Source organism: Thermoanaerobacterium sp. CMT5567-10, from assembly GCF_030534315.2.
In the GTDB taxonomy this organism is placed as follows: Bacteria; Bacillota; Thermoanaerobacteria; order Thermoanaerobacterales; family Thermoanaerobacteraceae; genus Thermoanaerobacterium.
Window position 1 is genome coordinate 2,674,104 of sequence record NZ_CP130558.2, and the last position, 16,414, is coordinate 2,690,517.

Consider the following 16,414-nt stretch of genomic DNA (forward strand, 5'->3'; position numbering starts at 1 on the left):
ATCAATTGTATTAAAATTTATGAAAATAATGCTACATAATGTAGGATGACATTTTATTAATTATTATGTAAAATTTATTTAAGCTTTAAAGATAAGACTAAAAACAATTAATATATTAAAATAAAATAGCAATGGTGCTAATTAAAGGTACAGAAAATGCCTTATGATTAGCACCATTTCTATTTTATATGGTATTTCAAGTGAGGAGGGCTAAAATGTTAACTGAAGATAATGAAATTGTTATGAATGAAGACAATATAAGGGAATATGACAAGAAGTATAATTTGCATTCTTGGAGTGCTCAGAAAAATCTTAATCCATTGGTCATTACAAAGGCAGAGGGAATTTATTTTTGGGATGTTAGTGGGAAAAGGTATTTTGATATGTCTTCTCAGCTAGTAAATGTAAATGTAGGACATGGAAATAAGGAGATTATAAACGCGATAAAAGAGCAAGCGGAAAGACTTCCTTTTATCGGACCAAGCTATGCTGTTGATGTTAGATCAAAATTGGCTGCAAAAGTAATAGAAAAGGCTCCGGATAATATGGGTAAGGTATTTTTTACATTAGGTGGGGCAGATGCCAATGAAAATGCAATAAAAATAGCGAGGATGTTTACAGGAAGGCAAAAAATATTTTCAAGATATCGATCATACCATGGAGCTAGCTTCGGAGCTGCAAATCTAAGCGGAGAACCAAGAAGATATACTTGTGAGCCGGGATTGACTGGGTTTATTAAATTCTTTGATCCATATGTTTATCGTGAAAAAATAGAATTTAAGAGTGAAGAGGAGGCAAGCAGGTATTACTTGAATAAGCTTAAGGAACAAATTATTTATGAAGGTGCGGATAATGTAGCGGCGATTTTTCTTGAAACAGTGACTGGAAGTAACGGAGTAATTATTCCACCTAAGGGATATTTACAAGGAATAAGGGATATATGTGATGAATTTGGGATACTTATGGTGTGTGATGAGGTCATGACAGGATGGGGAAGAACGGGAGAATGGTTTGCATGTAATAATTGGAATGTAAAACCAGATATTATAACATTTGCAAAAGGAATTACTTGTGGGTATGTGCCTTTGGGTGGTGTTATTGTAGACAAAAAGATAGCAGAATATTTTGATGACAATGTTTTAATGTGTGGCTTAACATATAATGCACATCCAATAGGTTGTGCAGCAGGTTGTGCAACTATAGATGTATATGAAAAAGAAGGATTAATAGAAAATTCAAAGAAGATGGGAAAAATTTTGGGTGCCGAATTGGAAAGGTTAAAAGAAAAGCACGCATGTGTTGGTGATGTAAGATATATAGGACTTTTTTCGGCGGTAGAACTTGTTAAACATAAAGGTACAAAGGAACCTTTAGTTCCATATGGAAAAGACCCTGAAAAAATAATGCCAAGAATTATAGATAGGTTAAGAGAGAGAGGGTTTTCTACTTACTCTCATGAAAACTGCATATTAGTGGCACCACCTTTGATTATAAAGGAAGAGGAATTAAGGGAGGCATTATCAATTCTTGATGAGGTTTTAGATTTTGTAGATGAGTATATTGAAAAAGCATAAGGCGTTAAATTATCTTATTTATTATGTCGAAAGAAAGGGGAGTTATATATGAAAGAACAATTATTTGAACTTACAGAAGATTTATCAAACAGCAGGCTTTACAATGAGGACCTTGCGCCTACAACAATAAAACAAAGGACATGGGATACTTATCACTTTCTATCCTTGTGGGTGGGAATGTCATTTTCCATACCTACATTTATGCTGGCCAGCGGGTTGATTTCAATAGGTATGAACTGGAAACAGGCTATATTTACCATTTTCGTTGGGAACCTCATAGTTTTAATTCCGATGATTCTCAACGGCCACTCAGGTACAAAATACGGAATTCCTTTCCCTGTACTTTGCAGGTCTGCTTTTGGTACATTTGGCGCAAATATTGCAGCACTCCTGCGTGCTGGAGTTGCCTGCGGCTGGTTTGGTATTCAAACCTATATAGGCGGCAGTGCTATAAATACATTTTTAGGCGTAGTATTTCCGGGGTGGTTAAAACTGGGCGGTAATTTCAATATTCTCGGCCTGATGCTGCCTCAAGCCATAACATTTATGATCTTCTGGCTTATCACCATGTATATTATATTCAGGGGTATGAATGCAGTGAAAAAACTTGAAGCCTTTGCAGCACCACTTCTGGTATTATACATCATCGCCCTCTTTATCTGGGCCGTTATTGCTGCTAAGGGACTTGGTCCTATCGTATCTCAACCGGGCAAGTTGACTAATTTTGGTGAGTTCTTTAAAGTATTTATTCCTTCATTAACAGGAATGATTGGCTTTTGGGCGACACTTTCACTGAACATTCCCGATTTTACAAGGTTCGCAAAAGGGCAAAAATCGCAGATATTGGGTCAGGCCCTTGGACTTCCAACATCAATGGGATTATTTTCTCTCCTTGGTGTGTTAATTGCTTCAGCAACCATCGTGATATATGGAGAGCCAATTTGGGATTTCTCACAGTTAATGACCAAGTTTTCAAACCCAATAGTATCAATGATATCTCTTCTTTGCGTTATATTTGCAACACTTACAACGAATATTGCAGCAAATGTTGTTTCACCGGCTAACGATTTTTCTAATCTGCTACCGAAATATATCAGTTTTAAAAGTGGAGGATTGATTACGGGTATTATTGGAATATTAATAATGCCATGGAGGCTTCTAGCAGATCCAAGTGGATATATCTATAACTGGTTAGGCACATATTCAGGTGTTCTTGGACCAATTGCTGGCATAATGATATGCGATTATTGGATTTATAGAAGAACAAATCTTAATCTTATGGATCTTTATACTGAAGAAGGAGAATATTTTTACTCCAAAGGTTTTAATATAAAAGCAATTATTGCATTAATTGTTGGAGTGTTTTTTGCCTTAATTGGTAAGATAGTTCCGATGTTAAGTGTTTTATCAGATTACGCATGGTTTGTAGGATTTTTTGTTTCTGGCATCTTATATTTTCTGTTGATGTATAATACGAGTGTTCAATTTTATAATACGGAAATCAGCAAACATCTAAACGAATAAAAATTTATCATAAAAATAACATTTATGATATAAATTGGCTATTAAATATTTTTGGAGGTGTTAGTAATGAGGGAATATGACCTTATTATAAAGGGAGGGACCGTTGTAACAGCATCTGATGCGTTCAAATCAGATGTGGCAGTAAAAGATGGTATTATAGTTGCTTTAGGTCAAGACATAACAGGAGATGGAGCCAATATTATCGACGCGGAAGGTAAATACGTATTTCCTGGAGGAATTGATGTTCATACTCATTTGGAAATGCCTTTTGGTGGTACTGTCTCTAGCGATAATTTTGAGACAGGCACAATAGCAGCTGCATGTGGCGGGACTACAACTATAATTGATTTTGCAATGCAGGCAAAAGGACAGTCTTTACAGCAAGCTGCAGAAACGTGGCATAAAAAGGCTGATGGCAAAGCGGTTATTGATTATGGATTTCATATAGCTATAACTGATATGAATGAAGATATATTAAACGAAATGCCAAGAGCTATAAAAAATGGTTATTCCAGTTTCAAGCTTTTTATGACCTATGATGGTTTGAAGGTAAATGATGATGTACTGTTAAAGGCATTGATTATGGCAAAAGAGAATGGTGGATTGATATGTGTACACGCTGAAAATTATTATATAATTGACTATTTAATAAAAAAATTTTATAAGGAAGGTAAAATAGAGCCTAAGTACCATGCAATGAGCCGTCCGACGGTGGCAGAAGCAGAAGCTGTAAGTCGTGCTATAAAGATAGCGAGTTTTGCTAATGCTCCGCTTTATATAGTGCATTTAAGCTGTAAAGAGTCTTTGATAGAGCTTGCGAGGGCAAGAGAACAGAGATTGCCGGTTATGGCGGAGACTTGCCCGCAATATCTATTGCTATCTGAAGAGAAATATGAAGAGCCAAATTTTATGGGGGCAAAATATGTTATGTCACCTCCTCTAAGGCCGAAAGAGAATTTAAATTCTCTTTGGGATGGACTTGCTAAAGGAGAAATACAAGCAGTATCAACAGACCACTGTCCATTCTTTTTAAAGGGTCAGAAGGATTTAGGTTTAGAATTTTTTGGTAAAATTCCAAATGGTGCTCCAGGTATAGAGACAAGGATGGCGCTAATGTATAGCTATGGAGCTGATATGGGAAAATTAAGTCTTCAGCGTTTTGTTGAGGTAACGGCTACTAATCCGGCTAAAATTTTTGGATTGTATCCTTCAAAAGGGACCATAGCTGTTGGCAGTGATGCGGATATTGTAATATTTGATCCTAATGTAAAAAAAGTAATAACTAAAAGTAAACTCCATGAAAATGTGGATTACACGCCATATGAAGGGTTTGAAGTAACAGGGTATCCTGTAATTACCATTTTAAGAGGCAATATAATTGTTGAGAATGGAAACTTTATCGGGAGAAAAGGTTTTGGAAAGTTCTTAAAACGACAGGCACCAATTTTGGTATAGAATACAGTTTTTAACGAAATTACAGATTAGAGGAATAGCGATATTATAAAATATTTGGTTGATATGATTAACAGTTATCGTTACCTATAAATTATACTTTTAATGGGTGTCGAATATCACTCAATTCAAATTTTAAGGAAGGAATAAAGGTGATGCAGATGGAGCCTATATTATATGAAAAAAATAGTAAATGTATAGATATTTCAACAGAATTTTGTGGTATAAAATTTCCCAATCCTTTTGTACTGGCATCTGGACCACCAACTGCATATGGTACCATGATTAAAAGAGCGTTTGATATGGGGTGGGGTGGTGCCGTATTAAAGACATTAAAACCCGACAATATGAATATTGTTGACGTAAAACCACGTTTTAACGTTATTAGAGGAAATCATGGTGAAATAGTAGGTTTTCAAAATATTGAACTTGTGAGCAAACGTCCTCTAACTATCTGGTTAAAAGAAATAGAAGAAATAAAAATACAGTACCCAAATCGCATTCTAATTGGCAGTATTATGGCAGAAGCCGACAAAAAAGAGTGGCAGGAGTTAGCCAAAAAGGTAGCAGATTCAGGTGTTGATGCGTTGGAATTAAATTTTTCATGCCCACATGGTATGCCGGAAATGGGTGTTGGTGCTGCTATAGGCCAAAATGCAAAAATGACTTCCGAATTAACTGAATGGGTTAAGCAAGTTGTGAATATTCCAGTGATTGTGAAACTTACTCCTAATGTTACGGACATCATATCTATAGCAAAAGCTGCTCAAAATGGTGGTGCAGATGGCATTTCGGCTATAAATACAGTTCAATGTCTTATAGGTATAAATTTAGATACGATGGAGCCGCTTCCTTCGGTAGATGGTTATTCAACATATGGCGGATATTCAGGACTGGCAGTTAAACCTATAGGATTAAGAGCTGTATCGCAAATAGCTAAAAGCATTAATCTACCGATATTTGGTATAGGAGGTATATCTTCTTGGGAACACGCTGTTGAGTATATGCTTTTAGGTGCATCCGCTGTTCAAGTTTGTACTGCTGTTATGATAGAAGGATATGACATTATTATAAATTTTATAGAAGGATTAGAAAGATATATGCGCAACAAAAATATTAAAAAAATTACTGAAATTAAAGGGAAGTCATTGAATCGTATAAAAGATCATTCTGCGTTAAGTATAGTTAAAAAAGTGGTTCAAATCAATAATAAATTGTGTATTCAATGTGGAAAGTGTGTAAAGGTATGTGGCGATGCCGGTTATGATGCATTAAAATTTAAAAATGGACAGTTAGTTGTGGATGCCGAAAAATGTGATGGATGTTCACTATGTACAATTATTTGTCCCAAAAGAGCATTAACGCTTTGAAATTATTCTAAAATTTGCTTTGATCGAAATTTAATAACACTCTAGGTGAAAAATTTTTGAGAACATCGATATTTTGAAGTTAGAACAAGTTGCTTGAAAAAACAAAAGTTAATTATTTAATTGCTGATAAACATAAAGGCTTATAATGATACTTAAACATTTATAAGTTATTATGAACTATTTTAGAAGAAAAATTTAATTAATTTATTCCAAAAATTTATATAGGAGTGTGTGTAAAATGAAAAACATGGTAACTTGTGACAAAGAAAGATTGGCAGATAAGATTCATACATTTAGTAAATTTGGTGACACTGGAAATGGTGGAGTAACACGATTGTCTTTGTCAGAACCGGATCTGCAGGCAAGAGCAGAATTTTGCAAAAGAATGAAAGAACTGGGTGCAGACATTGTAACAGATGATATGGCAAATATATATGCGACATTTAAAGGATCAGAAGATCTTCCACGTATTGCAGTGGGATCACATTGCGATTCGGTAGTACAAGGTGGAAACTATGATGGTATTTTAGGTGTAATAAGTGCAATGGAAGTAGCTGAAACGATTGTTACAAAGAAGATTCCACACCGTCATCCAATTACGGTTATGATTTGGACCAATGAAGAAGGGGCTCGTTTTGACCCTGCTATGATGTCATCAGGTGTTATTACTGGTAAATTTGATAAGAACAAGATGCTGGCCTCAAAGGATAAGGATGGAATAACATTTGGTGAAGCTTTGGATGCAAGCGGATACAAGGGTGACGAGAAAAATAGAATGAATCCTAAGGAATATATGGCTTTTGTGGAACTGCACATTGAGCAAGGCCCAGTGCTTGAAGCTGCAAAAATGGATATTGGCGTTGTTGAAGGTGTCGTTGGAATGGTCAATTATGAGTTTGAATTTATCGGCCAGGCTGGTCATGCAGGAACTGTTCCGCAGAGAATGAGAAAAGATGCTCTCTATGCAGCTTCTGAGGCTATTCAGTATCTACATAAAGAGCTTGATAAGCTTGACAGTAAGTTGGTTTATACCACGGGTAGAATTATTTGCTCACCAAATGTACATACAATTATACCGGATGATGTTAAGTTTACTTTGGATGCAAGACATCAAGATCCGAAAATAGTACAGCAGGTTGTCGATGTTATTGAAAACATTCCTAAAGAACTTGCAAAGTGCAAGGTTAGCTACCGGAAATTGTGGTCACGTAAGACTGTTGCCTTTAATACAGAGTTGGTCGATTTAGTTGAGAAAAATGCAAAAGAATATGGCTATCCATGTATGAGAATGTACAGTGGCCCTGGACATGATGCCCAGTTTGTTGCTGATATCCTGCCTACGACTATGATATTTGTTCCAAGTATTGGCGGACACAGCCATTGCGAAATAGAAAAAACATCTCTCGACGATTGCTGGAAGGGCGCTAATGTATTACTACAAACGATATTGGATATTGATAAAAAATAGAAAGTAATATATCGAGTTTTGCAAACGCCGTACATCGGTAATATTGCCACAACAAAGAATGTCAAGTAAAGAACACATTGCACAGCATAATTCCTTCAGTTTTTTGTTTTTAGAAAAAATTATCAAAAAACAACTAATATTGCAAAACAAATGTATATGATAAAAATTAGGCATGATGGGGAAAAACTATCGTGCCTTTTTCTACTATATAAAAAAATAAAAAGCAATTAATCTGATATTATAATATTAAAGTATTAAAACTTGATTTGGGAGTATTGATGATATATAGACTTTATGCTACTATTGTAGTAGTCTTTTTCTAATTGTGTAGTAGTTTCATTATAGTCTATCATAATATGTAGGGAGGCTTGTTTAATGAAAAAAATACATGTACGAGAACTGGTTTTTCTAGCATTGTTGATTAGCCTAAACATAGTTTTAAGTAGAATAGCTAGCATAAAAATAGCTATTGGCGGCATTGAAAGTGTAAGAATTGGCTTTGGCGCATTGCCTGTGATTCTTGCAGGTATAATGTTTGGACCTACAGCGGGGGGGATAGTAGGTGCTGTAGGTGATATAGTTGGGTATTACATTAATCCTTTAGGACCATACATGCCACATTTCACATTGACAGCAGCTCTCACAGGTATTATTCCGCCTTTAATTTTAAAGCCGGTAAAAGCTCCAATTCCTTCTCTATGGCAATTAATGATAGCGATTGGGGTAGGTCAGTTCATTTCATCAGTAGTACTCGTGCCTTATTTTCTTCAATTGTTATTTAAAATACCAATAGTAACTACTTTACCTCCAAAAGTTATAGGAGAACTTATCAATGTGCCAATATATGCTTTATTTACGCAAATACTGCTAAAAAGAATAAATATGGTTTATTTTAAAGCCCACTAATAAAATCAAATTTAATTTTTTGATTATTTTAAATAAAGGCGGTATTTTAGAGGTTAATAGGTGGTGAATATGGTTCACAGCCTTTTGAGCATAGATTGGGATTATTTCATCCCTCTGAAAAGAGAGTGGCTAGGTTCTTATGTTGAAAACCAAAAAAACATAGAGGCGGTGTGGTATAAGAGGTACATAAAAAGTGTTTTAGAAGGTGAGGATCTGGAAAAGTCAGTAGATACAACTCCGATATTGGAAAATTTTTGGGTCAAAATAAGAGAACACTTTGATTTTATAAGAAATATCAAAGTATTTGTGTCTGAATCTCATATGCTATCATATCACATCGCCAGAGCTAATGAATGTGAAGAAGTATATTCTTTTGATACACACGCTGATTTGGGCTATGCAGGAATGAGCTCGGTTAATTTTGAGTTAAACTGTGCTAACTGGCTGGGGAAGCTGTTAAATGAAGGTAAGATAAAAAAGGCTCACATAATATATAGTCCTCATACTTTTGAAAAGCCTGAGGACTTTAAAGATTTTAATAAACTTTTTTCAATTCGATATTACAGGGATATAGATGTATTACCTGAAGGTATATACACGGTAGCTGTACATATTTGTAGATCGGGGGCATGGACACCACCGTGGCTTGACAACAAGTTTGAGAAATTCATAAAAAATCTCAATTTGCCTTATAAGGTGATTAAACTTTATAGGAGAGACTGGGATATTAAGAAACTTTCACTTTCAGATCAAATTTTTTATCTTAATTTTGCATAAAAAAGTAGCCAAGTGAATACCTAGAAAAAAGCTTGAGCTTTAACGCTTGTAGTAGAAAGAGGAGAGATAAAATGGAGAAAGGGTTGTTAGTCATAGCTCATGGGAGCCGCGTTAAGGAGACAAAAAAAGTTGTAATCAAGGTGGTAGATAGAATAAAGAGCTTAGATAAATATAAGGATGTGAAGGCAGGATTTATGGAATTTGACACTCCTGACATCCCTACTTCTATTAAAGAGTTTGTAAAAGAAGGTATTTATGATATCGTTGCTGTGCCACTATTTTTATTCGAAGGAATACATATAAAAGAGGATATACCGGTGGTTTTTGAAGAGGAGAGGAAGAAGTATCCCGGTCTTTCTATAAAATTTGGAAGGCCAATTGGCTATGACGACAGAATCGTGGATATAATTTTGGAAAGGACAGAGGAAGTAAAATAAAGTTTATTGGAGAGATAATTTATGAATTACATAAAAGATCCGTGGGAAATTGAAAAAAAGAGTTTTGAAATAATAGGCAAAAACATAGATGAGTCTAAATTCGATAAAAAGGAGCTTTTAATAGTAAAAAGGGTGATTCACGCAACAGCAGATTTTGAATTTGCCAATATACTTAAAATCTCAAAAGGAGCGATAGAAGACGGTTTAAAGGTACTAAAGGAAGGATTTAATATTGTTAGTGATACAAAGATGGCGGAAGCAGGAATAAATAAAAAGGTATTAGAGAAGATAGGTTCAAAAGTAAAAAGTTACATTAATCTTCCTGAAGCTAAAGAAATTTCAAAGAAGTGTGGCATTACAAGATCAATGGCAGCTATGGAAATAGCGGCAAAAGACGAAAGCAATAAAATCTTTGCTATTGGAAATGCCCCCACAGCTTTATTTAGACTCATAGAGCTTGTGAGAGAAGGAAAAGCAAAGCCTTCCCTTATAATAGGTGTTCCTGTTGGCTTTGTTGGAGCTGAAGAGGCGAAGGAAGAGGTAAAAAAGCTTGATATTCCTTACATCATAACAGAAGGGAAAAAAGGAGGAAGCACAGTAGCAGTAGCGATAGTTAATGCCCTCCTTTACATGATTGAAAGATAGAGTGGTGTTTATGGAGAACTACGTTGTAAAGAGAGGAAAAAAATTAAGGTATGGTTACACTACAGGGTCTTGTGCAGCCGCTGCATCGAAGGCTTCTACTTACATGCTTTTTACAGGTGGGAGACTAGATACTGTAGAGATAGATACTCCAAAGGGATGGCGGCTTAAGCTGGAGGTTTTGGATATAACTTCAGGAGAAGGCTGGGTAAAGTGCGGTATAAGAAAAGACGGAGGGGATGACCCGGATGCTACTCACGGCCTTATAATTTATTCGAAGGCTGAGGTAAAAGAAGGAGAAGGGATAGATGTCTATGGAGGCGAAGGAGTTGGAGTAGTTACAAAACCGGGACTTCCTGTAAGCCCTGGGAAATCCGCTATTAATCCTGTTCCAATGTCAATGATTTTAAATGAAGTCAAAAAAGTACTGCCAGAAGGGAAAGGTGTAAAAATTACCATAAGTGTACCAGGTGGTGAAAGGGTGGCTTTAAAGACCTTCAACCCGAGGCTTGGAATTGTAGGCGGTATATCAATACTTGGTACTACAGGGATTGTAGAGCCTATGTCGGAGGAAGCTTTAAAATCTTCTCTTGAGTTAGAACTTTCTATCCTTTCTGCTGAAGGATACAAAAAGGTAGTTTTTGCTCCAGGAAATTATGGCAAAGAATATGCTTTAAAAGAAGGCGTGGGAGAAAGACTCATCATATCTTATGGTAATTTTTTGGGGTTTATGCTGGAGAAGGCAGTAGAGTACGGTTTTACACATGTGGTATTGGCAGGGCACATAGGGAAACTTGTAAAAGTAGCAGCAGGAATATTTAATACCCACAGCCATGTTGCAGATGCGAGAGCAGAAATAATGGCGGCCTATGTAGCCCATTTTGGTGCAGATAAAGAGACTGTTGATAAAGTTCTGGATTCAAATACAACGGAGGAAGCCCTTGATATAATTGAAAGGGCGGGAGTCGATATAAAAGACTTCAGTCAGTTTATAGCAGACAGGGTCTACATGAAATGTAAGCAGTATGTTTACGATAAATTAAATATCGAAGTTCATCTCATTTCATTGAAAAGAGGCATTATTGCAAAAGCAGGTGATAAAGTAGAATGGTGACAATTGTAGGGATAGGTCCGGGAAACAAAAAATTCATTACCACTTATGCACTTGAAAGAATAAAAGAGGCAGATGTACTGGTGGGAGGCAGACGCCATCTTGAAGAATTTGAAGACATTGATTGCGAAAAGATTATGATAAACGCTTCAACAGATTATCGTAGTATACTCAACAAAGAAGGCAATATTGTCATTTTAGCATCAGGAGAACCTTCTTTGTATGGCATATCGGAAGTGATTTTAAAATATGTGGACAAAAAGCAATTAGAAATAATTCCGGGCATAAGCTCAATACAGTATATGTGTGCAAAACTTAAAATAACAATGAATGACTTGGCGGTTGTAAGCTTACATGGTCGTACTGAAGATTTAGTAAAAAAAGTAAAAGAGAATAAAAAAGTCGCTATTTTTACTGATGATACGCATACGCCGCAATTTGTTGCAGCTATGTTGAAAGAAGAAAATTTGCAAGACAGGAAAATACACGTTGGTGAAAATCTGTCTTATGATACGGAGAGGATTTACTCTTTTACAGTAGAAGAACTTTTAAACTGCAATAAAAAATTTGATTTAAATGTAGTGGTGATAACATGTGGCAATATATGACACCTGGAATTCCTGATGAATATTTTGTAAGAGGCAATGTTCCAATGACAAAGGAAGAAATACGAGTTTTGTCAATATCTAAACTGAGGCTTAAAGAAGACAGTGTAGTATGGGATATTGGCGCTGGTACAGGCTCTGTGTCCGTTGAGGCTGCATTAATATCGAAAAAAGGCGTTGTTTATTCTATTGAAAAAGAGGAAGAAGGTGTAAGACTTATAAACGAAAACATTAAGAAATTTAACGTAGAAAATGTTGTTGTTGTGGGCGGTTTAGCTCCTGATGCCCTTTTAGATTTGCCTTCACCTGACAGGGTATTCATTGGGGGAACAGGGGATAAAATGTATCAAATATTTGACATTGTCACAACTAAATTAAAGGAGGATGGGGTAGTTGTAGTAAACGGGATTACACTTGATACCGCGTATTCTGCTCATCATTATTTTAAACAAAGATTGTTTACGGTCCAAACAATATGTGTCAATGTTTCGGTGTCAAAAGAAGCGGGAAATAAGACGATGATGATATCGCAAAATCCTGTCTACATTATAACAGTGAAAAGAGAGGGATAGAATGGCGAAATTATACGGTATAGGAGTGGGACCGGGGGAAGAAAGCTTCATTACTTTGAAAGCTGTAAAAATACTCCAAAAAATAGATGTGGTGGTAGCTCCTTCAAGCAAAGGAGAAGGAAGTATTGCTTATGAAATTGCAAAGCCTTATATAAAATGTGATGTAGTATTTATAGAATTTCCAATGACATACTCAAAAGAAGATCTTAAAGCAAAATGGGAGGAAAATGTTAAAAAAATCAAAACATTTCTTGATGATGGGAAAGATGTAGCTTTTATAACAATAGGAGACCCCATGATTTATAGCACTTACATATACATTCTAAAGAGAATTGAAGGTTATGAGGCAGAGACCATCCCTGGAATTAGCTCATATAGCGCAGCTGCTTCAAGATTAAATATTCCAATTGCAGAGGGAAATGAAACTTTTGCAGTTGTTCCATCAGGAGATATATTAGAAATTTCAAAAGCACTTGATATGTTTGATAACGTGGTATTGATGAAAATTTCGAGAAGATACGAGGAAATAGTAAATCTTCTAAAAGAAAAAAACTTCAAAGGATATCTTGTAATAAAGTGCGGCCATCAAGATGAAGAAATATCTTACGATCTTGATAAATACATAGGAAAAAAGATAGACTATTTGTCTTTGATTATTGCAAAGAAGGTGAAGTAGCTGTGGTTTATTTTATTGGTGCAGGACCAGGAGATCCTGAACTTATAACATTAAAAGGTATGAAAATAATACAGGCTTGTGATGTTGTCATATACGCAGGGTCACTTGTCAATAAAGAGATATTGAAATACGCAAAGCCAAAGGCCGAAGTTTACGATAGTGCTACAATGAATCTTGATGAAATAATTGGGCTTATCGTAAAATCTCATAAGGATGGAAAAGATGTAGCAAGAATACATACAGGAGATCCTGCTATTTACGGTGCCATACATGAACAAATTGTAAGGCTAGAAAAAGAAAATATAGATTATGAAATAATTCCCGGTGTTAGTTCTTTTTTGGCAGCAGCATCAGTCTTGAAAAAAGAATTGACAATTCCTGAAATAACCCAGACAGTGATTATAACACGAATAGGTGGAAGGACAGTAGTGCCTAAAGAGCAGGAACTAAAAGATTTATCGCGTCATGGAGCTACTATGGCGATATTTCTGAGTGTTCAGGAAATTGACAGAGTTGTCTCAGAATTGAAAAAAGGTTACCAAGAGAATACACCTGTTGCAGTTGTCTATAAAGCTACTTGGGAAGATCAACTGATTGTTAAAGGTACCCTTAACGACATTTCACAAAAGGTCAAATCAAAGGGAATAAATAAAACTGCTATGATACTTGTAGGAGATTTTTTAAAAGATATAAAAACCTATTCAAAGCTTTATGATAAAGAATTTTCTCATAGCTTCAGGAAGAAGGAAGATTTATGAGAATAGCGATAATTGCTCTCACAAAAAATGCATCGAGGTTGGCAAATGAGATTGGCCAAAAGTTAAAAGGAGATGTGTATGTAAAAGAAAAATTCGCAACCCCTGAAGATTATGCAATAAAAGGAAATTTTATAGACTTTGTTCATGAAATATTTAACAAATACCAAGGATTGGTCTTTGTGATGGCTACAGGGATTGTGGTAAGAACAATTGCAGGAGTGATAAAGGACAAATTTACTGACCCTGCTGTTGTGGCAGTAGACGAAAAGGGGAAATTTGCCATAAGCCTTTTATCAGGTCATGTAGGTGGCGCAAATGAACTTACTTTAAAGGTGGCTTCTGCAATTGGAGCACAGCCTGTTATAACAACTGCAACAGATGTAGAGGGCGTCATATCTTTAGATGTGATTGCGAAAGATTATGGTTACTATCTTGAAAATATAGAGGATTTAAAAAAAGTCAGTGCAGCCTTTGTAAATGGAGAAAATGTACGTTTTATTCTTGATGAAGATGTAGAAAAAATACCCTTATTAAAAGATTACATAAAAAACGATGTTCACAGTAAAGTTGATGCCTTTGTTTACATAACTGACAAGGAAATAAAAAAACCGACAGAAAAACCTTATGTCATATTAAGACCTAAAAATGTAGTTATTGGCTTAGGATGCAAAAGAGGAATAGCTTTTGAGGATTTGCTTACTTTTATAAGGGAAACTTTTGATAATCTAAATTTGAGATTAAAAAGCATCGAGTCAATTGCTACCATAGATATAAAAAAGGAAGAAAAAGGGATGCTTCAGTTGGCAGAATTTTTGAAAATTCCTCTTGTTTTTTATACAAAAGAAGAGCTGAGAAAAATAGAAAACAAATTTCCTATTTCTGATTTTGTATTTCATACAGTAGGGGTTGGAAGTGTTGCAAGACCCTCTGCTTATTTGGCTAGTAACGCTGGAGAAGAGATAGCATATCTTAAAAAGAATGGAATAACGTTAGCTGTGTATAAATTTAGAAAGAAGGATTGGCATGGGATGGATTAAAGTCGTAGGAGTAGGCCCTGGGGATATAAATGACATGACTTTTAAAGCATACACTTCCTTAAAAGAATGTGATGTAGTCGTAGGATATACTACTTATATAAACCTTATTAAACCTTTAATTGAGGGCAAAGAGGTAATTTCATTAGGGATGAGAAAAGAAATTGACAGGGCTAAAAAAGCTGTTGAATTAGCTTTGCAAGGCAAAAATGTGTGCATTGTGTCAAGTGGTGATGCAGGGATATATGGTATGGCAGGGCTTATGTATGAGGTTGTCCACAAAGATAACATAGATTTAAAAATAGAAGTAATACCAGGAGTAACTGCTCTAAATGCTGCGGCTGCTATACTAGGGGCACCTGTAATGCAGGATTTTGTAGTTATAAGCCTTTCAGATCATTTGATATCTTGGCAGGTGATAGAAAAAAGGCTGGAACTTTCTTCACAGGCTGACTTTGTAATTGTCATATACAACCCTAAAAGCAAAGAAAGACCGGAAAATCTTATAAAAGCTCAGAAAATTATTATGAAATACAAAAGAGAGGATATCCCTGTTGGAATAGTAAAAAATGCTTCAAGAGAGGGACAACAAGTGATAATCACCACTTTAAAAGAAATGGCAAATTATGAAATTGATATGAGGACAATTGTAATAATAGGTAACGAAAGCACTTTTGTAGAAAAGGGCAAAATGATAACGCCGAGGGGATATATTTTATGATACTGGTCTTGTCAGGTACAAAAGATGGAAGGGAGATTGCAGAACGATTAAAACTTAAAGGTATTGAGGTTATAGCAAGTACAGTGACAGATTATGGTGCAAGCCTTTTTAGTGATGGAGTAAAAGTCCACAAAGGCCCACTGGATGAATTGAATCTCATTGAATTTATTTATAGAAATAACATAGATATTATAATTGATGCGACTCATCCTTTTGCAAAAGATGTAAGCGTAAATGCTATAAATGCCTGCAACAAAACTGGTATAAAGTATATAAGATATGAAAGGAAAAGCATTTATTATGACAATGCCGTCATAGCTGAAAGTTTTGAGGAAGCAGCTGAGAAATGTAAAGAATATCACAATATTTTTTTGACTGTAGGCAGTAAAAACCTCGAAAAATTTAAGTTCCTCTGGGTAATGGGGAAAAAGGTAACGGCAAGAGTACTTCCTTTAAGTAATGTCCTAAAAAAATGTGAAGATTTAGGGCTAACACCAAAAGACATAATAGCAATGGAAGGTCCTTTCAGCAGCGAACTAAATTATCAAATGTTTAAAGAGAGAGAGGCAGAAGTGATCGTGACAAAAGAAAGTGGCGTTGTGGGAGGGATATTAGAAAAATTTGAAGCTGCTGAAATGCTAGATATTCCTGTAATTTTAATAAAAAGGCCTGATGTAAATTATCCTGTTGTGATAACAGATGTTGACAGTCTTATGAAAGATGTGACGAAAATTACAAGTCAGCAATTAGGATAAAAGCGTATCAGTCTATACGATGTCAACTGAAT

17 protein-coding genes are annotated in these 16,414 nt (G+C 35.5%); all 17 read left to right on the forward strand.

What is annotated here, in order from left to right; genetic code table 11:
* The first annotated feature begins 215 nt into the window (after window positions 1-215).
* The 17 genes from Q2T46_RS13600 (at window position 216) to cobK (ending at window position 16,382) form a co-directional block, all read left to right on the forward strand.
* A complete protein-coding gene (locus tag Q2T46_RS13600) occupies window positions 216-1,574 on the forward strand; it encodes an aminotransferase class III-fold pyridoxal phosphate-dependent enzyme (protein WP_303265049.1) in 1,359 nt (452 codons plus the stop codon).
* 48 nt (window positions 1,575-1,622) lie between these two features.
* The gene (locus tag Q2T46_RS13605; protein ID WP_303265048.1) at window positions 1,623-3,098 is read left to right on the forward strand and encodes an NCS1 family nucleobase:cation symporter-1; all 1,476 of its coding nucleotides are present in this window, start codon (window positions 1,623-1,625) and stop codon (window positions 3,096-3,098) included.
* Between the two features lie 66 nt (window positions 3,099-3,164).
* Complete coding sequence (hydA, locus tag Q2T46_RS13610; RefSeq protein WP_303265047.1) at window positions 3,165-4,553, forward strand: dihydropyrimidinase; 1,389 nt, start codon at window positions 3,165-3,167, stop codon at window positions 4,551-4,553.
* A gap of 152 nt (window positions 4,554-4,705) precedes the next feature.
* Window positions 4,706-5,920: an NAD-dependent dihydropyrimidine dehydrogenase subunit PreA gene (gene preA / locus Q2T46_RS13615; protein WP_303265755.1), complete on the forward strand. Its 1,215-nt coding sequence runs from the start codon at window positions 4,706-4,708 to the stop codon at window positions 5,918-5,920.
* A 247-nt stretch (window positions 5,921-6,167) separates the two neighbouring features.
* Complete coding sequence (locus Q2T46_RS13620; RefSeq protein ID WP_399388640.1) at window positions 6,168-7,388, forward strand: Zn-dependent hydrolase; 1,221 nt, start codon at window positions 6,168-6,170, stop codon at window positions 7,386-7,388.
* Window positions 7,389-7,763: 375 nt separating this feature from the next.
* Window positions 7,764-8,294, forward strand: a complete 531-nt coding sequence (locus Q2T46_RS13625; RefSeq protein WP_303265045.1) for a folate family ECF transporter S component — start codon at window positions 7,764-7,766, stop codon at window positions 8,292-8,294.
* 69 nt (window positions 8,295-8,363) lie between these two features.
* A complete protein-coding gene (locus tag Q2T46_RS13630; protein WP_303265754.1) occupies window positions 8,364-9,071 on the forward strand; it encodes an arginase in 708 nt (235 codons plus the stop codon).
* Between the two features lie 71 nt (window positions 9,072-9,142).
* Window positions 9,143-9,508 (forward strand): sirohydrochlorin chelatase, encoded by a 366-nt coding sequence (locus tag Q2T46_RS13635; RefSeq protein ID WP_209454148.1) that lies wholly within the window; start codon window positions 9,143-9,145, stop codon window positions 9,506-9,508.
* Between the two features lie 21 nt (window positions 9,509-9,529).
* Complete coding sequence (locus Q2T46_RS13640) at window positions 9,530-10,153, forward strand: precorrin-8X methylmutase (protein ID WP_303265044.1); 624 nt, start codon at window positions 9,530-9,532, stop codon at window positions 10,151-10,153.
* 10 nt (window positions 10,154-10,163) lie between these two features.
* Window positions 10,164-11,264, forward strand: coding sequence for a cobalt-precorrin-5B (C(1))-methyltransferase CbiD (cbiD, locus tag Q2T46_RS13645; RefSeq protein ID WP_303265043.1), 1,101 nt, complete (start codon window positions 10,164-10,166; stop codon window positions 11,262-11,264).
* Window positions 11,258-11,869, forward strand: a complete 612-nt coding sequence (gene cbiE, locus Q2T46_RS13650) for a precorrin-6y C5,15-methyltransferase (decarboxylating) subunit CbiE (protein ID WP_303265042.1) — start codon at window positions 11,258-11,260, stop codon at window positions 11,867-11,869. Before cbiD ends, cbiE begins: the two co-directional genes overlap by 7 nt.
* A complete protein-coding gene (gene cbiT, locus Q2T46_RS13655) occupies window positions 11,866-12,438 on the forward strand; it encodes a precorrin-6Y C5,15-methyltransferase (decarboxylating) subunit CbiT (RefSeq protein ID WP_132776426.1) in 573 nt (190 codons plus the stop codon). Before cbiE ends, cbiT begins: the two co-directional genes overlap by 4 nt.
* A gap of 1 nt (window position 12,439) precedes the next feature.
* Window positions 12,440-13,114, forward strand: a complete 675-nt coding sequence (gene cobI / locus Q2T46_RS13660; RefSeq protein WP_303265040.1) for a precorrin-2 C(20)-methyltransferase — start codon at window positions 12,440-12,442, stop codon at window positions 13,112-13,114.
* A 2-nt stretch (window positions 13,115-13,116) separates the two neighbouring features.
* Entirely contained in the window at window positions 13,117-13,872 is a 756-nt protein-coding gene (gene cobM / locus Q2T46_RS13665; protein ID WP_303265039.1) for a precorrin-4 C(11)-methyltransferase, read from the forward strand.
* Window positions 13,869-14,909: a cobalt-precorrin 5A hydrolase gene (gene cbiG / locus Q2T46_RS13670; protein ID WP_303265038.1), complete on the forward strand. Its 1,041-nt coding sequence runs from the start codon at window positions 13,869-13,871 to the stop codon at window positions 14,907-14,909. The genes cobM and cbiG overlap by 4 nt, the downstream gene beginning before the upstream one ends.
* Window positions 14,896-15,627 carry a precorrin-3B C(17)-methyltransferase gene (gene cobJ, locus Q2T46_RS13675; protein WP_303265037.1) on the forward strand — a complete coding sequence of 244 codons (732 nt, stop codon included), beginning with the start codon at window positions 14,896-14,898 and terminating at the stop codon, window positions 15,625-15,627. The genes cbiG and cobJ overlap by 14 nt, the downstream gene beginning before the upstream one ends.
* On the forward strand, window positions 15,624-16,382 hold the full coding sequence (gene cobK / locus Q2T46_RS13680) for a precorrin-6A reductase (RefSeq protein ID WP_303265036.1): 759 nt from the start codon (window positions 15,624-15,626) through the stop codon (window positions 16,380-16,382). Before cobJ ends, cobK begins: the two co-directional genes overlap by 4 nt.
* Window positions 16,383-16,414 lie beyond the last annotated feature (32 nt).